Below are 24652 nucleotides of genomic sequence, written 5' to 3'. Positions count from 1 at the left end.
GGGTCGCCCGCCGGACGTAACCATGTTTCGCCTGAAAAAACTCGAGATCCAGGGGTTCAAGTCGTTCGTCGACAGAACCTCCCTCACGCTCCCCTCGCGGCTCACCGCCATCGTCGGGCCGAACGGCTCCGGCAAGTCGAACATCTGCGACGCCGTCATGTGGGTCCTCGGCGAGCAGTCGGCCCGCGCCCTGCGCGGCACGACGATGGAAGACGTCATCTTCAACGGCTCGGCCCGGCGCCGGCCCCTCGGCATGGCCGAGGTGTCGCTCACGCTGGAGGCCCGGGGCGGCCAGTGGGCCGACACGGGCGGAGAAGTCGTCCTCACCCGCCGCGTCACGCGCGACGGCACGAGCGACTACATCGTCAACGGCCGCAAGTCGCGCCTGAAGGACGTCCAGGACCTCCTTCTCGGGACCGGCCTCGGCGTCCGCGCCTACGCCATCATCGAGCAGCAGAAGATCGACCTCATCCTCTCGGCCAAGCCGCAGGACCGCCGGCGCCTCATCGAGGAGGCCGCGGGCATCTCGAAGTACAAGATCCGCAAGCAGCAGGCCGAGGTGAAGCTCGAGGAGACGCGGGCGAACCTCCTGCGCCTCACCGACATCGTTTCCGAGATCGACCGCGCCTGCTCCTCGCTGAAGCGACAGGCGGGCCGCGCGGCCCGCTGGAAGGAGCAGGCCGACGTCCTCTCGGGCCTGAAGAAGAGGCTCCTGCGCCTGAAGTCCGAGAGGCTCGCAACGGCGCTGGCCGCCGCCGAGACCACGCTGAAGACGACGACCGACGCGGAGGGAACCGCCCTGGCCGAGTCGGGCCGCCTCGACGCCGCCTTCGAGGAGGCCCGGCACGCCTACGAGGAGATCGAGCGGATCCGCCGCGAGAGGGCCGACGCCTTCGGCGGGGCGCGCGAGGCGCTGCTCTCCGCCGAGGCCGCCGTTGCCGCCGCCGCCCGCGAGGCCGAGGAGACCGAGGCCCGCAAGGAGCTCGTCGCCTCGCAGCGCTCCGAGGCCGAGGAAGACCACGTCTCCTCCGTCGAGGAGTCGACGAAGGCCGAGCAGCTCCTCGCAGAGGCGCTGGAAGAGCTCACCGCCGCCGAGGCGGGAGCGCGCGAAACCGGCGAGGCGCTCGCCGCCGCCACGCGCGACGAGAGCGACGCCACGACGCGCCGGGAAGCCTCCCGGCGCGACCTCCTCGCCGCCGCCGCCCGCGCCAGCGAGGCGACGAACCGCGAGCGCGAGGCCGCCCTCCTCGTCGACCGCCTCGGCTTCGCCCTCACGAAGGTCGAGGAGCGCAAGGGCCGCGCCGAGCTGCAGCTCTCCGAGCGGCGCGCCGCCATGGAAGCCGCCCGCGACCTCGAGGCCGAGACGAACGACCGCCTCGCCGAGGCCCGCCGCCGCCTCGAGGACGCCGGCGTCTCCCGCAAGAGCGCCGAGACGCGTCTGGCCGAGCTGAAGGAGGAGCGGGAGCGCGCGACGCGCGAGTTCCACGCCCTCGACAAGCGGCTCGGCGGTCTCGAGACCCTCCTCGCCGCGCGCGAGGCGGGGGGCGAAGCGGCCCGCCGCGCGCTCCAGGCGTCGGGAGGAGGCGCCGACGGCGTCCTCGCCGACCACTTCGACGCGGCCGAAGGATTCGAGAACGCGCTCGACGCCGCGCTCGGCGGCGCGCTCGAGGCGCCGGTCGTCAAGGACCGCGCCACGCTCGAGCGTCTGATTGCGACGGTCCGCTCCTCGCACCTCGGGATGGCCCGCTTCGTCCACCCCATCCCCGAGACGCCGTTCCCCCTCAAGCCGGCCGACGAAAGGGTCCTCGGTCTCGCCCGCGACCTCCTGACCGCCCGGCCCGGAGACGAGGGGCTCTCCGCCGCCCTCCCCGATGCCCTCGTCGTCGGCTCCGTCGACGACGCCCTCTCCCTCGCGCAGCTCCTTCCCGAGCGGACCTTCGTCACCCAGGACGGTGTCGTCGTCCGCGGATCGATCGTCGAGGCCGCCGGGACCGAGGTCCCGGGAGAAGGGCTCTTCACGGTCCGGCGCGACCTCAAGACCGTCGGCACGCAGAAGGACACCCTCGGCGAGCGGCTCGCCGCGCTCGAGGAGGAGATCTCCGGCACCGGTGCGCAGGCCGGCGAGGCCGCCCAGGCCGTGGAGCGCGAGGTCGCCGCCTCCCGCCGCGCCGAGCGCGAGCACTCCGACGCCCTCGCCCGGCTCTCGGCCGCGCGCGAGGAGACGACCCGCGCCGAGCGCGAGGTCCTGACGATCCTGGAGGAGGAGAGGCAGCTGGGCGCCGACCTGGCCCGCGTGGGCGAGGAGCGGGCGAAGGCGCTCGAGCTCTCCGCCCTGAAGACCGGCGAGATGACCTCGATGGAGGCCTCGATCGCCGGCCTCGAGACGGGACTCGAGTCGGCACGCGCCGCGCGCCTCGTGGCCCAGCAGAAGGACGGCGAAGCGCGCACGACGCGCGACGTCCTGCGCGAGAGGCGCCGGGCCGCCCAGGAGGCCTTCCAGACCCACAGGAACCGTGCCGACGCCGCCGCCCGCAGGCTCGCCGAGCTCTCGCAGCAGATGGCCTCCCTCGGCGAACGGAAGGAGCGGGCTCTCCTCGCGGGTGAGGAAGCCCGGGAGCGGCGTGAATACGCCGTCGCGCTCGTCTCGGAGGCCGAGGTGGCGCTGAAGGGAGCGGACGCGTCGGCCGAGCAGCGGCGCACCGCCCTCGAGGAGCTCGACAAGGCGACGCACGCCTCGCGCGAGACCCTCGACGCCGCCCGCCGGGCCCGCTTCGAGGCCGAGCTCGTCGTCGAGAGGCGCCGCGGCGACCGCGAGCACCTCGCCGAGACCTCCCGCGCCGAGTTCGGCGTCCCGCCCGAAGAGCTGCCGCCCGTCGACCGCGCCGAGGGAGAGCCCGAGCCCGACGACGAGGCCCTCGCCGCCCTCCAGGAGGAGGTCGTCCAGAAGACGGTCGCCCTCGAGCGGCTCGGCCCCGTCAACCACGCGGCCCTCGAGGAGTTCGACGCCGAGAGCAAGCGCTACCAGGAGATGTCGACGCAGAAGCTCGACCTCGAGAAGTCGCTCGACCAGATCCTCGAGACGATCCGGACGATCAACGTCACCTCCTCCGAGCGGTTCACGAACGCCTTCGTCGCCATCAACGCGAGCTTCGCGCAGGTGTTCCAGCGGCTCTTCGGGGGCGGCACCGCCTCGATGCAGCTCCTCGACGAGAGCGACCCGCTCGACTCGGGGATCGAGATCATGGCGCAGCCCCCGGGCAAGCGGAACCAGACGATCGGCCTCCTCTCGGGGGGCGAGAAGGCGCTGACCGCCGTCGCGCTCCTCGTCTCGATCTTCCGCTACAAGCCCTCGCCCTTCTGCATCCTCGACGAGGTCGACGCCCCGCTCGACGAGGCGAACATCGACCGCTTCACGGCGCTCCTCAACGAGCTCTCCGAGGAGACGCAGTTCGTCCTCATCACCCACTCCAAGAGGACGATGGAGACCGCCCAGGCCCTCTACGGAGTGACGCAGGAAGAACCGGGCGTGTCGAAAATCGTGAGCGTGCGCTTCGACTGAGGCCGCGCCGCGCCTGGGCGCGGGGCCGCCTGCTCACTCGATCCGGAACGACTTCCGCGCGCGGACGGTCAGGCCGGGCCGGTTCATCCGGACCTCCACCTTGTGCCACGTTCGCGGGCGCTGGTCGGCCGGGGTGAAGGTGAGGAAGTACTGGTTCTCCAGCTCCGCCACGACCTCGCGGAAGACCCCGGGAAGCTTCCGGATCGTCGAGATGGTCCAGGCGCGCCCTCCGGTCTCCTCCGCGAGGCGGTCGAGCCCCCTGAGCAGGGCCTTCACGTCGGCGCTCACCTGCGCGACGGCGAAGACGCTCGCCTCGGTCGCGCGCGCCAGGTCGATGACCTGGTCGATCGACATCCGGCTCCGGTTGTCCTCGCCGTCGGTGAAGAGGACGACCGCCCGCCTTCCGCCCGCCTCCCGCAGCCGGCGCAGCGCCACCGACGTCGCGTCGTAGAGCGCCGTCTCGCCGCTCACCCTCGCGTCCTCCAGCGCCTTCTGCGCGGGCGCGCGGTCCGTCGAGAAGGGCGTGAAGCCGACGACGTTCGTCCCGAAGGTCAGGACGGCCGCCCGGTCGCCCGGCTTGAGCGCGGAGAGGAACTCGAGCGCCGCCGCACGCGCTTCCCGCAGCTTCAGCGTCATGGACGTCGACACGTCGAGGACGAGGACGACCGAGAGAGCGGAGTTCGCCGCCTCGAAGGTCTCGATCTCCTGGGGCCGGCCGTCGACGAAGAGAGAGAAGTCCTTGCGCACGAGGCCCTTCACGTAGGCCCCGCTCGCGTCGGTCACGATCGGAGAGAGCGAGACGACCCGGGCGTCGGCGGTCGCGGCGAACCCGAGACCCCGCGTCCGAACCCTGGAGACCGCCACTTCGCGGCCGTCGCGCCGGACGACGGCCTGCAGGCTGTGAGGCCGCGGCTGGCTTCCGGCGTTCCAGACGAGGGTCCACGGCTCGGCTGCGATCGTCCCGGCGGGGCGGCCGTCCACCCAGATCTCCACGACGTCTCCCGGGACGAGCCCGGTCGCGCGGACCGCGATCGTCGTGACTCCGACGAGGATGTCGTTCGGAGCGGGAGCGACGATCCGGACCTCGGTACCGTCCGCCGCCTGGGCAGCTCCCCCACCCACCGCGAGAAGGGCGGCGGCGATGACACCGACCGCGAACCGAACCGTCCTCACCACGTTCCAGGCCCCTCCGACCGCGTGATCCTACCCTTCTCGAGCGCCGTGCCGAGCAGCTCGTCCCGGCTCGCCGGAGAGGGGCCGGGCACGCCGTCCACGAGAGGACGCCAGTCGAAAGCGAAGGCCATGCGCGCCCGGCGGAGGAGCCCCTCGAGGGCGGACTCCAGGAACAGCGGGAAGAGCTCGGCCGGCTCTCCCGTCTCGGTCATGGATCGCGCGACGGTGATCTTGAGGTCGTAGAGGCGATCGGCGAAGATCTGCGGCAGACGGTACTCGGAGAGCCGCTCGTACGAGGGGAGGTCGACGTCGGCCAGGCGGCCCCGACCCGTCCAGTCGAAGGGCCGGGGACCCAGCTCGGCGATCCGGTCCACCGCTCCGGCCTCGCCGAAGCGGCCGACGAGCCGGCCCCAGGCCTCGCGGGCCTCGAGGGCGGCCGGGACGCGGGGCAGCGCATCGTCGGCCCGCAGGACGAGGCGGCGGCCGATCCGGAAGAGGTCCGACGGGGAGAGGTGCGTGCCAGCCCGTGGGGCTTTCTCTTCGACCAGCCGGTTCCAGCGCGTCGCCGGGACGAGATCGCCGGCGATCGTTCTCCACGCCTCGTGCCGGTCGGCGTCTGGAAGGCTGGCGAGGGCCGCCGGAAGCTGTTCGGTCGCCCGGCAGGAGAGAGCGACGAAGTGCAGCGCGTCGTCCTGGAGCCGGGCCGGAGTGAGGAGGGCAACGGGGACGACGAGACCGGCCCGCACCCGGTCGTTCGCGATGAAGCTCCCCGCCTCGTAGACGAGGCCCTCGGCGTGCAGCAGCCCGAGCGGCTCCGCGAGCCCGGTGAAGGACCCGGCCAGACGGAGGGGCGCCCCGTCCCCCGGCGTCTCGATGCGGACCGTCTCGAAAGGGGATGGAGCGGCGACACCCGTCCGTCCCGCCCAGGAGAAGGAGTGCCGCTTCACGAGGAGGGAGTCGGTGAAGACGAGGTCTGCCGGGTCGAGGACGCTCGACGAATAGACGTGGACCGCCAGCGCCTCGAAGGTCCGCTCGGCCCGCAGGGCATCGAGGTGCGCCAACCCCTCCTCGACGACACGGCCGATGTCGGCCGGAGAGGCGATCTGGAGCGCCGCGAGGACGCGACGGGCCCGGCCCGCGGTCTCGCGAACCCTCGCGTCCGCCTCCCGGTCGGGAGGCATCGCCGCGAGGCCCTCGAGGAGCTCCATGAGCGCCGCGCGGGTCGCGTCGACGTCTCCCTGGCGTGCGGCGCCCAGCGCCTTCTCGCGCTGCGCAGCCACGTACGCGAGGATCGCGAGCGGCACGTGCTCCTGGGTCGCGGCGAAGGCGCGCCGGCGAGCGGCCCCGACGGACGTCGGGTCGTAGACGTACGAGCCGCCCCTCCAGGGGAAGACGGCCGGCGGACGCCAGCCCGCGAGCGCGGCAGCGACCAGGCCGTCCTCCGTCCGGGAGGGCTGTGGCCCTTCGTCTTCGGGGTCCCGCTCGAGCGCTGCCGTGCGCATCTTCCCGAGGAAGCGGGCCTCCTCCTCGCGAAGCGCCCCGAGGAGCCCCGATCGGAGCCAGCCGTCGAAGTCGGCGAATCCCGCAGCGATATCCGTCTTCGGCGTCGCGAACAGGGGGAGGTCGAGGAACGCGCGGAAGAGCTCCCGGGCCGTCGCGTCGGGTAGCGACCCGCTGCGGCAGAGCGTCGAGAGAAGCTCCACGGACGTCTGGAACAGGCCGGCCCGGAGCTCGGCGTCGCGGTCGGTCCCGTTCGTGTCGAGGCGGTCGAGGGTGAAGAGGTACTTCCGGACGACCGCCGGGTCGTCGAGCGGGAGATCCTCGAGCGGCGCGTAGAACGCATGGAGACGTTCGAGGCCGCGTGTGAGGAGGAGGATCGTGCCGGGGTCGGCGAGGACGGGCTTGCCCCGGACCAGGCTGGAGACGACGATGAACTGCTTCGCCGCCGGGACCGACCCCGCCGCTCCGGCCACGTCGCGGCGGAGGAGCTTCTCGAGGAACTCGTCCGGGCTCGCTCGTCTCTCGGCAGCGTCGGCGAGGATCCGGGAGAGATCCTGTTCGTCGGCCGGGAACCGGGACCTCGAAAGGGCCTCCAGCCAGAGATCTGGACCGCCCGGAGGGACGATCTCTCCGCCCGTGGCGCTCGGCAGGAAACCCGTGAGATGAATGAAATCGTACGGATTGCGGGCACTGCTCCAGAACGTCCGGCCACCCGGGCCGATGCTGTCGTAGAGGCCGCGGAACCGCTCGATGCTCTCGTCGGTGCCCCGCGACCGACCGAGTACGAGAGCACGGGCCGTCAGCTCCGGCAGCTGGCGAAGCGCTTCGACGACGTACGCGGCCTTCCCCCCTCCGGAGTTGAAGAGCTTCACGACGAACTTCGCCGTGTCGGACGGCGGCTCGCCGACGACCGCTTCCCACACCGGATCGGCCGCGTCGCCTCCCGGCAGACGAAGACGCCCATCCCGGATCCGGAGGACCTCCGGAAAGAGAACGAACCCGTCGAGGGCCTCGTCGTAGAGGAGCCTCCAGCCCGCATAACCACCGGCGGGCTGCGCGATCGCGCGGAGCGCCTCGCGGGTGCGCGCATCGACGGCGTGGAGCGCCACCATCATCCGCGACGCCCGCTCGCTCTTCACGAAGTGAAGGAAGGCGTTCCCGGAGTTCAGGCGCTTCTCGTCGAGGTCGAGGGTCTCCCTCCACGCCGCGAGCCCGAACGGAAGCTGGGCCTCTCCATCGCCGCAGGCCACGGAGACGTCCTGCCCGGCCGCGAGCCGGCGCAGCGTCTCGGACGACGAGTACCCGAGGACGTCGAGGAAGGCCTGCCGGCGCAGGGCTTCGGCGCTGTCCAGCGGCTCCGCCTCGAATCCGGCGCCCTCACCCCGGATCCGATAGCCGAGCCACTGGAGCGCCCGGCGCGTGCCGTCCCAGGCCTCTGGCTTCGTCGACAGGAGCGTGGGACAGCCCTGACGTTCTCTCCACTCCTCGAGGTCCTTCGCGAAAGCGGCGACGGCGCTCCTCCGGTCGAAGCCTCCCGCCGAAGAGCTCGAATCCGATCCGGAGTGAAGGAGGCGGCTGACCTCCAGGATGAAGTTCTCTCCCGCCGGGTGCTCCCGGAGGCCGACCAGCCGCCGGATGCTCTCCGGCCCGCCCGGCACGGTGACCGGCTCGGCTTCCGCGGGAGCGGCAGGAACGAGGAGCAGGGCTATCAGAAGCGAGCAGCGACGAAGCATGGCGAAGGGATCTGTGATCCGGCGCCGTTCCCGGCGGGAGGCGCGAGACAGCCCGATTCTAGCGTCGGCAACGACACCTCAGCGCGTCAGGTCGTCCCGGCCTGTCTCGACGCGGCCCGGACCCCGGGCGAAACGCCTGCGGACGAGGTCCCCGTCGAAGCGGCCGATCCGACGCCGTGGACTTCCTCGAGGGCCGTCGCGACGGCGTCGATCTCGGCGCTGAGCGTCTCGAGGCCGCCCTTCAGGCTCTCGCGCGTCACCTCCGACGATGCCGCGTCGGCGGCGAGCGCGCGGAGCACCTGGGCACGGAGGTTCTCGAGCGAGTAGAGGATGCGCGTTCCCTCCGCCTCGATCCGCGCGACAGCCGTCGCGAGCTGGGCGCGGTGGGCGAGCTGCTCGTCGAGCGCGGAGAGCGCTCCGGCGAGGCGCTCCCGCACGACCGCGTCGGACGTCGACGCGACGCGAGCCGAGAGGGCGGCCCTCTCGCGGTCGAGGCGCTCCCCTTCCTCGTCGGTCAGCGTGGCCCGGAGGCTGCGCTCGCGGCGCGCGAGCTCTCTCGAGGCGGCGCGCAGCGCCTCGATCGCCTCCTCGGGACGGCGCAGCAGCTCCCGCACGAGCGGCGGCGCGCCCTTCAGCTCCGAGAGGAGCCGCGCACAGATTCCGTCGACTCTCGACTCCCGCGCGCTGATCGCGGCGACCGCGGGGCTCTCGGGCGGAGCCGGCGCCTGGTCCGGGTTGGGGAGCCCGAGGAGCGCGGACGGCTGCGAGCCCGCCACGCCCGTTCGCGCCCGCTCCGCAGAGGCGGCCTGCGCCTCTTCGGCGAGGCGCCTGTCGCGACGGCGCACTTTCGCGAGCGTGTCGGCCGCCCCCGTGCCGAAGCCGAGCGCCACGAACAGCAGCCAGAAGAGGTGAGGCTGGGCGATCGCGACGGCGGCCGCCACGACGGCCGCGAAGCCGAGCACGAAGGCGTGCGGCACGCTCGCCTCGTCCTCCTCGCGGAGCCGCTTCTCGAACCGCCGCTGTTCGCGCGTGGCCACCCAGCCCGACGCGCCCGAGACACTGGCCGTGACCGCCCCGACGCGCGCGACCGGAAGCCTCTCGAGGGCCCCGAGAACCCGCCGGACGCTCTCCTCGAGCTCGCGTTCCACGCCCCGGCCGGGCTCGCTCATTCGGTTCCTCCCGCCGCAGGGTTATACGCCCGGCGCGCCGCCAGGTTCACGGGGACGGGGTCTGGTCTACGCTCTACACTCTACGGGCCCGTAGAGTGTAGAGCGTAGACCAGACCCCGTCCTGAGAGACCCCGTCCGGAGGGCGGCGCGATCAGCAGTGAGTGGCGAAAGCGTTGGCGAGGGCCGCGGCGACGTCCTCCGGGCGGAGACCTTCGATGTGCCGGCGCTCCATGAGGAAGACGGGGTCGCCGTCGACGAAGAGGGCGATCGACGGAGAGGACGGCGGGAACCCTTCCAGCTGCCGCCGCACGCGGCCGACGGCCTCGACGTCCTCGCCCGCGAAGACGGTGGCGAGGCGCTGGGGCTTCGGGCCCGTGCCGGAGACGGCTCTCACCGCTCCCGGCCTCGCCGAGCCGGCGGCACAGCCGCAGACGGAGTTGACGATCACGAGAAGCGTTCCATCCTTCGCGAGCTCCGCTTCCACCGCCTCGACGGTGAGGAGCTGGGCGAAGCCGGCCCAGGTCAGCTCGTCGCGTGCAGGCTGGACGATCTCGGGGGGATAGGGCATGTCGCATCCTCCGGATGGCGCTTCGGGCGCCTCGAGCATCTCCGGCGGTCCGCCGGGGGCGCGAGAGGGTAATCTGGATCCTCGGAGGACGCCATGCTCCTGCTCAACCCGAAGCGGCTCGGTGAGCTCCCCCTCGACGCCCGCTCTCGCGAGATCGTGACGAAGACGATCGAATTCTTCGAGGCGAAGGGCAAGCGGAAGCTGCGCCAGGACGACATCGACCGGGTCTGGTACACCGACTTCCTCGAGTTCGTGAGGAGCGAGAAGGTCTTCGCCGACCTCCTCACCCCTCCGGGGCTCGGCAGCCCCGATGGGCGGTGGGACACGTTTCGGAACTGCTTCGTCAACGAGGTCCTCGGGTTCTACGGCCTCTGCTACTGGTACGCGTGGCAGGTCTCGATCCTCGGCCTCGGGCCGCTCTGGATGAGCGCGAACGAAGAGATGCGGCAGAAGACCGCTTCGGCGATCGCCGACGGAGGCATCTTCGCGTTCGGCCTCTCCGAGAAGGAGCACGGGGCCGACATCTATTCGAGCTCGATGACGCTCACCCCGCGGGACGACGGCTCGTTCGTGGCGAACGGGTCGAAGTACTACATCGGCAACGGGAACGAGGCCGCCATCGTCTCGGTCTTCGGGAAGATGGCCGGGTCGAACGACTACGTCTTCTTCGCGGCCGACCCGAAGCGCCCCGGCTACCGGCTCGTGAAGAACGTCGTCGCGAGCCAGTCCTACGTGGCCGAGTTCGAGCTGGCGGAATACCCCGTCGCGGCCGGCGAGATGCTGATGGTCGGGCGAGAGGCCTGGGACGCCGCGCTCAACACGGTCAACATCGGCAAGTACAACCTCGGCTGGGCCTCGATCGGCATCTGCGAGCACGCCTTCCACGAGGCCCTGAACCACGCGGCGTCGCGGCGCCTCTACGGAATGGCCGTGACCGACTTCCCGCACGTGGCGCGGATGTTCGTGGACGCCTGGGCCCGGCTCGTCGCCATGAAGGTCTTCGCGTTCCGCGCGTCGGACTACCTGCGCGCCGCCTCCCTGGAAGACCGGCGCTACCTCCTCTACAACCCGCTCGTGAAGATGAAGGTGACGACGGAGGGAGAGAAGGTCGTCGACCTCCTCTGGGACGTCATCGCGGCGAAGGGCTTCGAGAAGGACATGGTCTTCGAGATGGCCGCGCGCGACATCCGCGCCCTGCCGAAGCTCGAGGGGACGGTCCACGTCAACATCGCGCTCATCGTCAAGTTCCTCCCGAACTGGCTCTTCCGGCCCACGTCCTGCCCGGAGGTGGGGCGGAGGACCGAGCCCGCGCACGACGCGTTCCTCTTCACCCAGGGACCCGCGAGCGGCCTCGGGAAGATCCGCTTCCACGACTGGGCCCCGGCTTTCGAGAAACACGCGCGCATCCCGAACGTCGCCCTCTTCCGCGAGCAGCTCGGGGCATTCCGCGAGCTCGTCGCCGCGGCGGCGCCGACGGAGAGCCAGGCGAAGGACGTCGACCTCGTCCTCGCCGTGGGCGATCTCTTCGCCCTCGCCGTCTACGCCCACCTCGTCCTCGAAGGGGCGGAGCACCACGCGCTCTCGGACGATGCGCTCGATCAGCTCTTCGACGTCTTCGTCCGCGACTTCTCGTCGTACGCCCTGAAGCTCCACGAGCGCTCTGGCGCGACGGACAAGCAGGCGACGATGGCCCTACGTCTCGTGAAGCGACCCGTCTTCGACGCTGGGCGCTTCTCGCGGATCTGGAAGGACGAGGTCCTCGCCCTGCGGGACACCTACCGGATGAACGAGTAGGACCTGCGCCCCGGGGTCTGGTCTACGCTCTACACTCTACGGGTCCGTAGAGTGTAGAGCGTAGACCAGACCCCCATCTATTCGAGCGTGACACGGAAGAGCGTCCCGCCCCCGTCGCGCGGGAGGCAGGCGATGCCGCCGCCGTGGCGGCGGGCGATCTGCCGGGCAATCGACAGGCCGAGGCCCGCTCCGCCGCTCGGGGCTCCGGGAAGGCGGAAGAAGGGCTCGAAGATCCGCTCCCCCAGGTCGAGCGGAACGCCAGGGCCCCTGTCGAGGACGTCCACCTCGGCGCTGCCCCCTGTCCCCCGGTGCACATGCACCTCGACGGGGCCCGCGCCACCGTGCCCGCGGGCGTTCTCGAGGAGGTTGCGCAGCAGCCGGCGCAGGAGCCTCGGGCTCCCCTTCACGGTGACGGCGTCGCCCGCGACCGAGGCCCCGGCGCGCGCGGCCTCCTCTGCGGCGAGCGCCGTCACGTCGACATCCTCGAACGGCTCGTCTCCGGCCCCCGCCTCGAGCCGGCTCGAGAGGAGGATCTCCTCCACGAGATCGTCCAGCTCGGCGACGTCGCGCGCGATCTCTTCCTTGAGGTGCGCGTCGCCCTGCAGCAGGCCGGCCGCCACGCGCAACCGTCCGAGCGGGCTCCTCAGCTCGTGCGAGGCGTTCGCGAGGAGGCGGCGCTGCGCACCGACGAGCTCCTCGATCCGCCCCGCGGCCCGGTTGAAGCTCGAGGCCAGGAGCGCGACCTCGTCCTTCCCCTCCACCGTCACGCGGGAGCTCAGCTCCCCGGCCCCCAGCGCCTCCACCCCTTCTTCGAGCCGCTCGAGGCGGCGCGTGATCCGGCGCGAGATCGGCCACGCCGCGATGGCGACTGCGACCGCCGTGAGCACGAGAATCCCGAGGAAGCCGAGCGGCGGGCCGCGACGGAACGTCCGCCGGGCAACGAGCCAGCGTCCGTCCGGCAGGCGGAGGATGACCGCCGGCGCGCCCCGGCCGACATGCCAGGTCCCGCTTCCCGTGCGCTCCAGCGGCGGCGGCGGGAGCGGCTCTCCGAAGGCGGCGATCCGTTGGCGCGCCGGCGTGAAGAGGGTGAGCCGGGCGTTCGTCCTCGCACCCCATCGGGCGAGGACGGCCCCCTGTTCGACGGGCGGGGCGCTCGCGGGCACCAGAAGCTCGCCCGCGATCTCGGCGGAGAGCTCGAGGCCGCTCTCGATGGGCTCTCGGCCGTACCAGAGGTGCCAGGCGAGACCGGAGAGGAGGGCGACCATCCCGACGCTCGCGAGGACGGCGAGGTAGATTCGCGCGTGGAGGCGCACGCCGGGGTGCCAGCGGCCGCTCCTCACGCGTCCTGGCTTCTCGCGAAGACGTAGCCCGCGCCGCGGACGGTCAGGATGCGGCGGGGACTCTTCGGATCGTCCTCGATCGCGGCGCGGATGCGGGCCACGTGGACGTCGATCGACCGGTCGAAGGCCTCGAGCGCCTCGCCCTTCACGGCCTCCATCAGCTGCTCGCGGGAGAGGACCCGCCCCGCCCTCTCGGCCATCGCGAGGAGAATGTTGAACTGGTGCGCCGTCATCGGCCGCTCCACTCCGTCCACGCGCGCCACGCGGGCGTCGGCATCCACCTCGAGGCGGCCAAAGCGCAGGCCCCTCGGCGCGCTGCCGGACGCGACTGGGGGCCTCCGCAGGACCGCGCGAATCCGCGCCAGAAGCTCGCGCGGGTCGAAGGGCTTGCCGACGTAGTCGTCGGCACCCAGCTCGAGACCGACGACCCTGTCGGTCGGGTCGCCCTTCGCCGTCAGCATGATGACCGGAACGGCAGAGCCCGCGGCCCGGATGCGGCGGCAGACGTCGAGGCCGTCGGCGTCCGGGAGCATCAGGTCGAGGAGAACGAGGTCGAAGGGCTCGCGCGCCAGGCGCGCGAGCCCTTCCTCGGCCGTCGCGGCCACCCGGACCTCGAGGGCGTTGCGACCGAGGTCCGCGGCGACCATCGAGGCGAGTCTCGCGTCGTCCTCGATCATCAGGATCCGGATCGACATGCTCCCATCATCGGACATCCGGAGCGTTGACGGGACGGCCGCGGACTCAGTGACCGAAGCGTGCCATGTGCCCGGCGAGGCGATCGGCGGCTTTCACCCTCTGCTCGGGGGTGAGGACCTCCGCCGCGTCGGCCACGGCCACCGTCAGCCGCTCGGAGGCCGTGGTGACGAGCTGCATCTGCCGGGCCCGGTGCGCTTCGAGGGCCGCCCTGTCGACCTGTGGCGCGGTCAGGATCTCCACGGCCTGCCTGCGGCCGGCGGCGAGCTCGTCGTGGACCGGCGCGAGGTCCTTTGCCGCCGCCTTCGCGATCGCGGCGAGCCTCGCCTGCTGCTCCGCCGTACCGCCCAGGTCCTCGACGATCCAGCCGGCGATCCGGTCGATCTTCTTCTCCACCTGCGCCGGCTCCATCGAGCCGCAGGAGCCGTGCCGGAACGGTCCGAAGCCGAACGCCTGGAGACCTCCCGCCGTGAGGACGGCCGCGACGCCGAGGAAGAGGGCGCCGAAAAGGACCGTGCGGCCCCGGCCGCGACGGCACTTCGGACGATTCGCGTTCTGGGAGGAGGTGGGGGTTGCGGTCTCGTTCATCTCTCTCTCCTTCGGACGGGAGGGGTGTTTCCCTGCCGTCGAGAGGAAAGATGGCCGCGCTCCGTTTCCGGCGTTCTTCCCGAACGTGAAGTTGTGTGAAGCCGGGATCAGCGGCCGACGGCGCTCCCCGAGGAATCGAGCACGATGCGCCGGCCCGCAGCCTCGAGAACGGCGGAGCCGACGGCGGCCCGCGCATCCTCCGGCGAGAACGGAAGCGTCGCCTCCAGCACGAGGCGCCCGCTCCCCTTTTCCCCCTCGACGTCGAGCGTGAGCGTCGTGCTCCACTCTTCCTTGCCGACGAAGACGACGTTTCTCGCGTCCGTCGCCGGTCCGAAGCCGAGCGCCTCGCCGAGGGCCTCCCGCAAGGCCGGTGAAGCCGCCACCCAGACCGCCACCGCGCGGTAGGGCCGATCGAGTCTCATCTCGGCCCAGCGGTGGCGCTCCTCGAGCGATCCGCCGGCGGGAAAGTGCGTGAAACCGCGAAAGGCGAATCCCGAGACCGCGATCACGCCAATGGCGAAGAGTGACGAAACGACGAGCGCGACAGGCCGCCTCGCACCGGCTCCGCCGAGCGAGGCCAGCCCGGCGACGAGCGCCAGGCCGGCGAACGCGCCCATCGCGAAGCGGAAAGAACCGAGGATGAAGCCGCGAAACGCCTCGCCGAACGTGCTGATCGTCCGGTAGTTCATCTCCGGCGGAAAGAGCCGGTCGGGAACGACGACTGCGAGGACACCGAAGACGAGCGCCGCGACGGCGAAGAGAAGAGCCTTCGTCATGGGTTGCCGCAATTCTCCCACGCGACGGGGTCAGGTCTACCTTCTACACTCTGCGCTGCGGCGCAGAGTGTAGAAGGTAGACCTGACCCCATATCAGGAGCCGCCCAGGCGGCGCCGGATCGTTGCCGCGAGGGCCGAGGCTTCGGGGACGCGGAAGAGGATGGCCAGAGCGCCGTAGGCCACGGCGAACGCGCCACAGACGAGGACACCGAGGAGCACCGGTCCCAGCGGTCCGGCCGCCAGCTTCACGCCGAAGCCCGCCACGGCGGCGCCGAGCGCGGCGCCCCAGACCCGGATCGAGAACGAGGCCGGCAGGCCCGTCATACCCACGCGCCGGTTCAACGCGCGGCGCAGGAGCAGCATCTCGAGCCAGCCCGCGACGCCCGAGCCGAGCGTCAGCCCGGCGAGACCGAGGCGCGGGTCGAGACCCAGGAGGCGAGGGCCCCCGAAGGCGAGTCCCGCGCCGAGCGCGGCGCTCAAGGCGACCCGGATCATCGCGAACCTCAGCGGCGTCCGCGTGTCGTGGAGCGCCCAGAACGCGGACGCGTAGAGCCTCCCGAGCGTCATCGCGAGGAGGCCGACCGCCGAGCCGGCGAGGACCGCCCAGACGATGCGGACGTCCTCCACCCCGAACGCGCCCGTCTGGAAGACGAGCGCGACGACCCGGTCGCCGAGGGAGGCGAAGGCGACCGCCGAGGGGACGACGAAGAACGCGACGCGCCGGAGCGCGGTGTCGAGGCGCTCGCGCAGCTTCTCCGCGCCGAGCCCGCTCGAGAGCTCCGGCAGCTCGGCGCTCGAGACCGACATCCCGAACAGAGAGATCGGGAGGATGTAGAGCGTCTGTGCGTAACCGAGGAGCGCGACGGCCCCCGCCGGGAGGAAGCTCGCGATGACCTGGTCGACCCAGCTCGAGACCTGCGTCACGCCGCGGCTCCCGACGCTCGGGAGGAAGTTCCGGAAGATCGTCCTCACGTGCGTGGAGCGCGTGTCGAGCGACGGCCGGAGCGAGCCGACGAGGCTGGCCACCTGCGGCAGCTGAACCGCCACCTGCAGCAGGCTCCCCGCCACCGCGCCCCAGGCGGCCCACACGGCGACGCTGCTTGCGCCCGCCCCCGTTCTCGCACCCGCCACGACGAGGGCCGCGATGATCGCGCCGTTCCAGAGGACGGGCGCGGCGTAGGGCAGGAAGAACCGGCGGTGGCTGTTGAGGATGCCGAGGCAGAAGGCCGAGAGGACGAGGAGTCCCGTGCCGGGGAAGAGGATCCTCACGAGACGGACCGTCAGGTCGCGTCGCTCTCCGGAAAATCCCGGCGTGAAGACGTCGACGAGGAGCGGCGCCGCCAGGACGCCCAGGGCCGAGAGGAGGACCGCCAGCAGCGCCAGGAGCGTGCCGACCGTGCGGGCCGTGCGGCGCGCCTCCTCCTCCTTCCCCTCGGCCAGGAGGCGCGAGTAGACGGGGATGAGCGAGGCCGAGAGCGAGCCCTCACCGAAGAGGTTCTGGAGGACGTTCGGGGCCCGGAGCGCGGCCCGCAGCGCGTCGGCCGCCATGGAGCTGCCGAGGTAGTGCGCGAAGAACCTCTCGCGGACGAAGCCGGCGAGCCGGCTCAGGAGGACGCCCGCGCCGACGAGAAGCGCGTTCGCCGCCGAGGACCTGCGCGTCCCCGTCACCGGAGCTTCAGCGTCGCGAGGGCGGCCAGGGCGAGGATGCCGGCCACGATCCAGAGCCTCACGACGACCTTCGTCTCGGCCAGCCCGTTGTACGCCATGGCGTGGTGGAGCGGCGCGCGCGCGAAGAGCCGCCGGCCCAGGAGCTTGATGCCGATCTTGTCCTGCACCTGGGAGGAGAACGCCTCCGCGACGAAGAGCCCGCCCAGGATGACGAAGAGGAACTCCTGCTTCAGGAGGACCGACGCCACCGCGAGGCTTCCGCCGATGGAGAGCGAGCCGGTGTCGCCCATGAAGATCTGCGCCGGGTAGGCGTTGAACCAGAGGAAGCCGATGCCCGCCCCGGCAAACGCCGAGGCGAAGACGGCGAGCTCCCCGGCACCCGGCAGGAACGGGTAGACGAGGTAGCGCGACCAGATGGCGTTCCCGAGGAGGTAGCCGAAGACGCCGAGGACGGAGATCGCGAAGACCGAGGGAACGATGGCGAGGCCGTCCATCCCGTCGGTGATGTTGACCGAGTTGCCGACGAGGAGGACGAAGAGAAAGACGAACGGGAGGTAGAGCCACGGGCTGTCGAGGATCGCCGTCTTCAGGAACGGCAGATGGAGACGGGCCGCCTCGGCCGCCGGCAGGGGCGTCCACGGGCTCGCCAGGACCGCGACGAGCAGCGCGGCGAACGTGCCCTGCAGGAGGAGCTTCTTCGGCTCCGACATCCCCTTGTCCCCGGACCTCGCCATCATCTTGGCCCGGTCGTCGATGAACCCGATCGCGCCGAACCAGACCATTCCGAGAAGGACGAGGAGGGCATAGCCGCTCCCCAGGTTGCACCAGAGGAGACTGGAGCCGGTGACGACGCCGACGAGGACGACGCCCCCCATCACCGGCGTCCCCGCCTTGTCGAACGCCGAGGGAATCCCCGTCTCGCGCACCTGGTCGACGAAGGCGCGCCGCTGGAGCCACCAGATGACCTTCGGCGTGATCCACAGCGTCAGCAGGACCGCCGTGAGCGCCGCGCCGATGGACCGCGCCGAGAGGTACTCGGCGAGGCGCAGGAACGAGAGCGACGGCGCGAGGAGCTTGCCGATCCAGAAGATCATCGGGCCGCCTCCTGGCCGCGCGAGAGGGCCTCGACGACGCGGCGGTACGACAGCTTCATCTCGAACTGGGGACGGAAGTCGGTCGAGGTCAGAAGAAATCCGGGAAGGGCCTTCTTCAGCCTCTCCCGATCGCGTACCTCGCCTCGCTCGACGAGGGAGAGGACCCCTCTCAGCGCCGCCGCACGGACTTTCCAGAAACGGTAGTCGGCCAGGGCGAGGAGGGCCGGGAGCGCGTCCTTCTCCGAGCCGATCATGCCGAGCGCCTCGGCCGCCGCAGCCGCGGCCTCGAGGTTGCGGTCCGAGAGCCCCTTGCGAAGCGCCGCGACGACCTCGGCGTGCTTCGCGAGCCGGCCCGCGAAGCGCGCCGCCGTCCGCGCCGCCTCCGCCCTCACCTCCCAGTAGGGGTCGGAGAACCCGGCGAGGAGGGCCTCCTCGACGCCCGCGTCGAGGACGTCGAGGCGCGCGAGGGCGGTGTAGACGTTCCGGCGGACGAAGCCGACCTGGGCGAAGTCGCCGCCGAGCACGCGCTGGAGAAGAGGGGCCGGCGTCCGGTCGGCCAGGAGGGCGAGGAGGAGGGGAACCTTGTCCCTCGCGTCGAGGAGACCGAGGAGCTTCACGCCGCGGTTGCGCGCCTCCCACTCGTCGTTCACGAGGAGCGACGCCGCGCGGCTCCGAAACCAGGTGAGGTCCCTCGGCTCGACGACGTCCTCGACGCGGTAGCTTCGCCCCGCCGCCGCCGCCGCCTTCTCGAGGCGGGTGAGGAGCGCTGCGTTCGAGACGACCGTGGGCGCCGGGACGAGCGTCGGATCGATGGCGTTGCGCGCGTGGCCGAGGCGGACGTGGTGGGCGATCTCGCCCGCGGCGTCGATCCCGAGGACGTCACGGCCCCTCTTCGACATGTCGGCGAGCCGCTCCGGGTCTTCCGCGAGGGCGAGGATGCGCCGCGCCAGGCGCGCGCCGTCGAGGACCTCGACGAGGTGCCCGTCCGAGAGGACCGTCTCCTCGTAGAGGACCTCCGCACCGCCGGCCCGCTCGAGGGCCCGGGCGTTGGCGACCTGGTGGTCGCCCGGCAGGTTCGCCTTCGGGACGACGAGGGCGGGAATCCCCATCCGCGCCACTTCGTTGAGGCTCCCCGAGCCGCCGCGGATGACGACGAGGCCGGCCAGGGCGTAGACCGAGGCGATGTCGTGGAAGTAGGACCGCGACGCGTAGAACGTCGCGATCCTCGCCCGCTCCTCCTCGGTGTAGCGCGTTGCGAGGCGCGCCGCGGTGTCGGCCTCCGCGTCGTATCCGCCCCCCTTGAAGAGGCCGGTGCCGTGGACGACGAAGAGCCGGCCGGCGTGCGGCATCAGGTCGCCGAGGGCGTCGACGAGGCCGCGGTTGAGCGAACGCGAGCCCTGGGAGCCGCCGAAAACGAAGACGACCGTCCGCCCCTCGGGCACGGTGAAGTCGAGCCGCGCCCGGGCCTCTTCCGGCGTCACGTGCCCGATCCTCTTGCGGACCGGGTAGCCCGTGAGGGCGCCGTTGCCCGGGAAGAGGGAGAGCGTCTCCGGGAACGTGACGAAGACCTTCTCCGCGTAGCGGCCGACGAGCCGGTTCAGCTTCCCCGGCACCGCGTTCTGCTCGTGGACGAAGACCCGGGCCTTCGACATCCGGAGCCTCTTCAGGATGGTCGCGGCGAAGATGACCGGCGCCGAGGCGAAACCGCCGGTCCCGACGAGGACGTCGGGCCGGAAGCGGAGGAGGATCGCGGCCGCCTGCGCCGTCCCGACGGCGAGGTCGAAGAGGAAGCGCGCGAAGGCGGGCGAAGGGCGCGCGCCGGGGAATCCCGAGGCCCTCACGAAGTGGATCGGGATTCCCTCGCGCGGGACGACCTGCTCCTCGGCCCGCCCCTTCACGCCGACGAAGAGCGTCTCGCTCCCCGGCCCGGCGAGGGCGGCACCGATGGCGAGCGCGGGGTTCACGTGCCCGGCCGTGCCGCCGCCCGTCAGGAGGATCCTCGTTCCCGTCTTCAAACGTCGCGCCTCCGCCGGATTCTGGAGCATCCGGGGCGCCGCGTCGCGCCGGTCCCTGCCCCGTCCGCATTCTCACCCCTATTCCGGACGGCCGCGGGGTGCGCCGCGCGGCTACACTTGCCCCGATGATGACCGTACACCTCTACGAGGACGAGAAGGGGCTCTGCCTCCTCGAGCACGCGAGCCTCGCCTCCGCCTGGCCCGGCCTCGCCGGACGCTCCATCTGGGTCGACGTGGAGAACCCGACGGACGAGGAAGCGCGCGAGCTGGCCGACGTCTGCGGCTTCCACCACCTCACCGTGGAGGACGCGCTGACCCCCGTCCAGCCGCCGAAGGTGGAGGAGTTCGGGGGATACCTCTTCCTCCTCTTCCGGGGCCTGCGCCCCACGGAGGAAGGACTCGAGCTCGACAGCTACAAGCTCGCCGTCTACCTCGGGCCCGGCTTCCTCGTCACCGTCCACAGGCGCCCCGTTGCGGCCTGCCGCGAGGTCAGCAAGCTCGTCCTCGAGAAGGACCTGCCGATGGAGAGCCAGATGGACCGGGTCCTCCACGCCCTCGTCGACCGGATGATGGACGAGATCCTGCCCATCCTCGACCGCTTCGAGGAGCGTCTCGAGGCGCTGGAGGAGGCGGTCTTCTCCGGCGAGCCGGCCAGCGAGGTCCTGCAGGAGCTGCTGATGCTCAAGCGGCACCTCCTGACGATCCGGCGCCTCGTCGCCCCGCAGCGCGAGATGCTGGGCCGCCTCGCCCGCCGCGACCTCCCCTTCATCGAGGAGCGCACGTCGCACTACTTTCGCGACGTCTACGACCACGTGGCGCGGATGGAGGAGACGACGATGGTCCTGACGGACCTCGCGAGCGGCGCCCTCGAGGCCCAGCTCTCCGTCTCCTCGAACCGGCTGAACGAGATCGTGAAGGTCCTCACGATCTTCTCGGCGATCTGGATGCCCCTCACCTTCATCGCGGGCGTCTACGGAATGAACTTCGAGTTCCTCCCGGAGCTGAAGATCCGCTGGTTCTACCCGGCGCTCTGGGGCTTCTGGATCCTGATCACGGTGGGGATGCTCTACTTCTTCCGGCGGCGGCGCTGGATCTGACGGCGGCGCGCCTCACTTCCCCGCCGAAACCTCCTCGAGCTCCCCGAACGTCCCCAGTTCTTCCCGGATCGCCGCAGCGTCGCCGACGGCGACGATGCGGGCTGCGCCCGTGCCGAAAACGCGGCGGGAGGCGCGCCGCACGTCGGCCTTCGTGACCCTGGCGAGCTCGTCCACCTCGCGGCCGATCTCTTCCGGCGGGAGGCCGAGGACCCAGAGGCGCGCGACTTCGTCGGCCACGCCTGCGGCGGTCTGGAGGGAGATCGCCAGGGAGCCGGCGTCGCGCCGGAAGGCGCGCTCCATCTCCTCGTCGGTGGCCTGGGTCGTCGCCATCCTCTCCATCTCGTAGAGGATCTCGTTCAGGGCGGCGCCCGTCACCTCGGTGCGCACCGCCGCGTAGGAACGGACCGTGCCGCAGCCGGCGAGCCAGCTCGCGCCGGCGCCGGGCGAGTAGGTGTAGCCCTTCTCCTCGCGCAGGTTCTGGACGAGGCGCGACGTGAACGAGCCGCCGTAGATCGTCATGGCGAGCTCGAGCGGGTGGGCGTCGGGATCGGTCCGCGGGAAGCCGAGGTTTCCGACGAGGAGGTTCGTCTGGACGGAGCCGGGGCGGTCGAGTACGAGGATGCGGCGCGGCCCGATGGGCGCGGCGGGGGCCGGAACGGAGGCGGGCGGCTCACCCGCGCCACGCCAGCCGATGAAGAGGCGTGCCGCCTCGGCGTGGACGGCGGCCGGGTCGACGTCGCCCGCGACGAGCAGGAGCGACCTCTCGGGGCGAAGGCGCCGCAGGGCCTCGGCGGCGAGGAGCTCGGGCGTGACGGCGTCGATCGACGCCGAGGTGGGCGAGATCGTCCCGTAGGGATGGCTCCCGTAGAGCGCACGGGCGAAAGCTCGGACGGCGAGGTAGGAAGGCTCCGACTCGCTCGTCTCGAGGTCTTCGTGAACCAGGTCTTTCACCCGCGCGACCCCGTCCGCGGGAAACGCGGGGCACGTCGCCAGGTCGGCGACGAGGTCGAGGAGGAGGGGGACTCTCGCCGCGAGGCCGGACGCACCGATCGACAGGGAGTCGGGCCCGGCTCCGGCCGAGAGGTCGCCTCCCGCTTCCTGGGCGAGCTCGGCCAGGACGGCGCTCGTGCGCGTCGTCGTCCCCTCGCGGAGGCTGGCGGCGAGGAGGCGCGCGAGGCCGGGAGATCCGGCTGGGTCGTCCGACAGTCCGCCGCGCGTGACGAGGCGGACGGACACGAGCGGGACCCCCGCGTACGGGACGACCTGCACAGCGAGGCCGTTCGGCAGCACCGCCCTATCGACGCGTGGCGCCGGGACGGGCCTCGGCGGCCCGAGGGGCGGAAGGCACTCCAAGGAGCTCACTTCGCCACCTTGTCTTCCCTCGGCGGGACCTTCACGATCGCAGCTCGCGTCCGTGGATCGAGCCAGGCGGCGGATCGCCGGAGCTCTTCGCTCGTGACGGCTTCGATCTGTCCGGGAAACTCGAGAAGCGACTCGGGGGCGTCGGAGAAGGCGACCGCCTGCGCCAGCTCGACGGCGAGGCCGAGGCGGGGCTCGAGACCCGCATACCAGTCGGTGAGGACCTTCGTCTTCACGCGCGCGAGCTCGCCCTCGCCGACACCGTCGCGCGCGATCCGCGCGACCTCTTCGTCGAAGGCGGCCAGGACCGTCGTCTCGGAGACGTCGCGCCGGTAGCCGAGCCGCGAGAGGAACAGCGTGGCCCCGTCGTACCAGGTCCCTCCCTGGAACGGGTTGAAGCCGCCCGAGAGGTCGGTGGCGATCTGGCGTCCCTCGACGAGGCCGCTGTACAGGCGCGAGGCGCGCCCGTTGTGGAGGAGCTCGCCCAGGACGAGGAGCGGGATCGCGTCGGCGTGAGTCCGTTCCGGCATCCGCCACGCCATGGCGATCGCGGGAGTGCGCGCGAGCGGCGCCTCCTTCACGAGGAGCACCGGCCCCGTACGCGCCGGCTCGGAAAGGTCGGGACGCGGCGGCAGGCGCGCCGCCGGAATCCCGCCGAAGAGCCTCTCGGCCTTCTCGAAGACGTCGGCCGCCGCGACGTGTCCCGCCACCGCGAGGATCGCGTTGTTCGGGCGGTAGAAGGCCGCGAAGAAGCTCTCGACGTCCCCGAGCGTCGCCGCGTCGAGGTCGTGGAAATCGCCGTAGCCGTCGTGGGCGTTCTCCCACTTGTCGAAGAGCGCCTGCGGCAGCTCGCCGTACTCGAAGAGGCCGTACGGATCGTTCTGGACGTTGACCCGGATCTCCTCCTTCACGACGTCGCGCTGGTTGTCGAGCGACTCCTGCCCGAAGGCGAGCGCGGCCATCCGGTCGGCCTCGAGGAAGAGGATCCTGTCGAGGGCCGAGGACGGGGCGTCGACGACGTAGATCGTCACGTCGGGACGGGTCTGGCCGTTGTTGCTCCCGCCGGAGCTCTCGCAGACGCGGTCGAAGACACCCTTGCCCGCGTTCGGGGTCCCCTCGAACATCAGGTGCTCGAAGAGGTGCGCGAAGCCGGAGCGCCCCTGCGGCTCGAGGCGCGAGCCGATGCGGTAGAGGACGCAGAGGCCGAAGACGGGGGCGGCGGGATTCTCGGAGACGACGACCGTGAGTCCGTTCGGAAGGACCCGGGTCTCGAGCGGGACGTGGAACGTCATCCCTTGAGGAGCTGCCGGGCGATGACCATCCGCTGGATCTCCGAGGTCCCCTCCCCGATCGTGCAGAGCTTGACGTCGCGGTAGAACTTCTCGGCCTTGAAGTCCTTCGTGAAGCCGTAGCCGCCGTGGATCTGGACGGCGAGGTTCGCGACCCGCACCGAGACCTCGGCCGCGTGGAGCTTGCACATGGCCGATTCCTTCGTCACCTTCATCCCGCGGTCCTTCATCCAGCCGGCGCGCCAGGTGAGGAGGCGGGCGGCGTCGATCTCGGTCGCCATGTCGGCCAGGTAGTTCTGGATCGACTGGAACTCGGAGATCGGCTTGCCGAACTGCTCCCGCTGCCGCGAGTAGGCGAGGGCGCAGTCGAAGGCCCCCTGCGCCATTCCGAGGGCGAGGGCGGCGATGGAGATCCGCCCTCCGTCGAGGACCTGCATCGCCTGGCTGAAGCCCGTGCCGAGGGGACCGAGGAGGTTCTCCTTCGGAATCCGGCAGTCTTCCATGACGAGCGTCGCCGTGTCGGAGGCCCTGAGCCCCAGCTTGTTCTCCTTCTTCCCGGCGCGGATGCCCGGCTGGTGGAGGTCGACGACGAAGGCGGAGATGCCGTGCGTGCCGGCAGCCTTGTCGGTGACGGCCATCAGGACCGCCGTGTCGCCGACGGAGCCGTGGGTGATGAAGTTCTTCGAGCCGTTCAGGACCCACTGGTTTCCGTCGAGGACGGCCGTCGTCTTCGTCCCTTTCGAGTCGCTTCCGGCCTCGGACTCCGTCAGCCCCCAGGCGCCGATCGCTTTTCCCTGGGCGAGCGGCGTGACCCAGCGACGTTTCTGCTCCTCCGTGCCGAACATGAAGATGTGGTTCGTGCAGAGGCTGTTGTGAGCCGCGATCGAGATGCCGACCGAGCCGTCGACCCGCGAGAGCTCTTCGATGACGCCGATGTAGTCGATGTACGAGAGACCCGCACCGCCGTACGCCTCCGGGATGATGACGCCGAGCATCCCGAGGTCCCCGAGGCGCGCGACGACCTCACGGGGGAAGACCTGGGCCTCGTCCCACTCCATGACGTGCGGCGCGATCTCCGACTCGGCGAACTCGCGGACCATCTTCCGGACGGCGACCTGGTCGTCGGAGAGCTGGAAGCCGAACGGGGCGGAAGAGGCGGCGCTGGCGGCCGCGGGGCTCTCGAGAAGCGTCGTCATGTCGGGACTCCTGGGGCAAATCGCCCGCGAGGGGCGATTCT

At 71.5% G+C, this 24652-nt stretch carries 17 protein-coding genes; 3 read left to right on the top strand and 14 right to left on the bottom strand.

Annotated elements, in window-relative coordinates; all coding sequences use genetic code 11:
* Nucleotides 1-22 precede the first annotated feature (22 nt).
* Nucleotides 23-3559 (top strand): chromosome segregation protein SMC, encoded by a 3537-nt coding sequence (gene smc / locus IPN03_10960; GenBank protein ID MBK9374223.1) that lies wholly within the window; start codon nt 23-25, stop codon nt 3557-3559.
* Nucleotides 3560-3592: 33 nt separating this feature from the next.
* On the opposite strand, the gene IPN03_10955 is transcribed toward smc, so the two are convergent.
* The 4 genes from IPN03_10955 to IPN03_10940 all read right to left on the bottom strand — a co-directional run bounded on the left by IPN03_10955 (nt 3593) and on the right by IPN03_10940 (nt 9702).
* Nucleotides 3593-4735, bottom strand: coding sequence for a VWA domain-containing protein (locus IPN03_10955; protein MBK9374222.1), 1143 nt, complete (start codon nt 4733-4735; stop codon nt 3593-3595).
* A complete protein-coding gene (locus IPN03_10950; protein ID MBK9374221.1) occupies nt 4729-7965 on the bottom strand; it encodes a hypothetical protein in 3237 nt (1078 codons plus the stop codon). Before IPN03_10950 ends, IPN03_10955 begins: the two co-directional genes overlap by 7 nt.
* Nucleotides 7966-8051: 86 nt before the next feature.
* Nucleotides 8052-9134 carry a hypothetical protein gene (locus tag IPN03_10945; GenBank protein ID MBK9374220.1) on the bottom strand — a complete coding sequence of 361 codons (1083 nt, stop codon included), beginning with the start codon at nt 9132-9134 and terminating at the stop codon, nt 8052-8054.
* Between the two features lie 151 nt (nt 9135-9285).
* Nucleotides 9286-9702 (bottom strand): BrxA/BrxB family bacilliredoxin, encoded by a 417-nt coding sequence (locus IPN03_10940; GenBank protein ID MBK9374219.1) that lies wholly within the window; start codon nt 9700-9702, stop codon nt 9286-9288.
* A gap of 93 nt (nt 9703-9795) precedes the next feature.
* Here IPN03_10940 and IPN03_10935 point away from each other — a divergent pair, with 93 nt between their 5' ends.
* A complete protein-coding gene (locus IPN03_10935) occupies nt 9796-11496 on the top strand; it encodes an acyl-CoA dehydrogenase (protein ID MBK9374218.1) in 1701 nt (566 codons plus the stop codon).
* 77 nt (nt 11497-11573) lie between these two features.
* Here the strand turns inward: IPN03_10935 and IPN03_10930 are convergent, their stop codons facing one another.
* The 7 genes from IPN03_10930 to IPN03_10900 form a co-directional block, all read right to left on the bottom strand.
* Entirely contained in the window at nt 11574-12761 is a 1188-nt protein-coding gene (locus IPN03_10930) for a HAMP domain-containing histidine kinase (protein MBK9374217.1), read from the bottom strand.
* Between the two features lie 71 nt (nt 12762-12832).
* Nucleotides 12833-13531: a response regulator transcription factor gene (locus tag IPN03_10925; GenBank protein MBK9374216.1), complete on the bottom strand. Its 699-nt coding sequence runs from the start codon at nt 13529-13531 to the stop codon at nt 12833-12835.
* 46 nt (nt 13532-13577) lie between these two features.
* Complete coding sequence (locus tag IPN03_10920; protein MBK9374215.1) at nt 13578-14117, bottom strand: periplasmic heavy metal sensor; 540 nt, start codon at nt 14115-14117, stop codon at nt 13578-13580.
* Between the two features lie 107 nt (nt 14118-14224).
* Nucleotides 14225-14893, bottom strand: coding sequence for a hypothetical protein (locus tag IPN03_10915; GenBank protein MBK9374214.1), 669 nt, complete (start codon nt 14891-14893; stop codon nt 14225-14227).
* A 93-nt stretch (nt 14894-14986) separates the two neighbouring features.
* Nucleotides 14987-16561: a murein biosynthesis integral membrane protein MurJ gene (gene murJ, locus IPN03_10910; GenBank protein ID MBK9374213.1), complete on the bottom strand. Its 1575-nt coding sequence runs from the start codon at nt 16559-16561 to the stop codon at nt 14987-14989.
* Nucleotides 16558-17655 carry a phospho-N-acetylmuramoyl-pentapeptide-transferase gene (gene mraY, locus IPN03_10905; protein MBK9374212.1) on the bottom strand — a complete coding sequence of 366 codons (1098 nt, stop codon included), beginning with the start codon at nt 17653-17655 and terminating at the stop codon, nt 16558-16560. Before mraY ends, murJ begins: the two co-directional genes overlap by 4 nt.
* Complete coding sequence (locus IPN03_10900) at nt 17652-19700, bottom strand: UDP-N-acetylglucosamine--N-acetylmuramyl-(pentapeptide) pyrophosphoryl-undecaprenol N-acetylglucosamine transferase (GenBank protein ID MBK9374211.1); 2049 nt, start codon at nt 19698-19700, stop codon at nt 17652-17654. Before IPN03_10900 ends, mraY begins: the two co-directional genes overlap by 4 nt.
* Before the next feature lie 95 nt (nt 19701-19795).
* Here IPN03_10900 and corA point away from each other — a divergent pair, with 95 nt between their 5' ends.
* Nucleotides 19796-20767, top strand: coding sequence for a magnesium/cobalt transporter CorA (gene corA, locus IPN03_10895; GenBank protein ID MBK9374210.1), 972 nt, complete (start codon nt 19796-19798; stop codon nt 20765-20767).
* Nucleotides 20768-20779: 12 nt separating this feature from the next.
* Here the strand turns inward: corA and IPN03_10890 are convergent, their stop codons facing one another.
* The 3 genes from IPN03_10890 to IPN03_10880 form a co-directional block, all read right to left on the bottom strand.
* The gene (locus IPN03_10890; GenBank protein ID MBK9374209.1) at nt 20780-22057 is read right to left on the bottom strand and encodes an insulinase family protein; all 1278 of its coding nucleotides are present in this window, start codon (nt 22055-22057) and stop codon (nt 20780-20782) included.
* A 68-nt stretch (nt 22058-22125) separates the two neighbouring features.
* Nucleotides 22126-23418 carry an insulinase family protein gene (locus IPN03_10885; GenBank protein MBK9374208.1) on the bottom strand — a complete coding sequence of 431 codons (1293 nt, stop codon included), beginning with the start codon at nt 23416-23418 and terminating at the stop codon, nt 22126-22128.
* Complete coding sequence (locus IPN03_10880) at nt 23415-24611, bottom strand: acyl-CoA dehydrogenase (GenBank protein ID MBK9374207.1); 1197 nt, start codon at nt 24609-24611, stop codon at nt 23415-23417. Before IPN03_10880 ends, IPN03_10885 begins: the two co-directional genes overlap by 4 nt.
* Nucleotides 24612-24652: the final 41 nt, after the last annotated feature.

The sequence above is a fragment of the Holophagales bacterium genome (genome assembly GCA_016719485.1).
GTDB lineage: Bacteria > Acidobacteriota > Thermoanaerobaculia > UBA5066 > UBA5066 > UBA5066.
The sequence above is the reverse complement of the archived record's forward strand: the minus strand, read 5'-3'. Positions and strand labels throughout refer to the sequence as shown.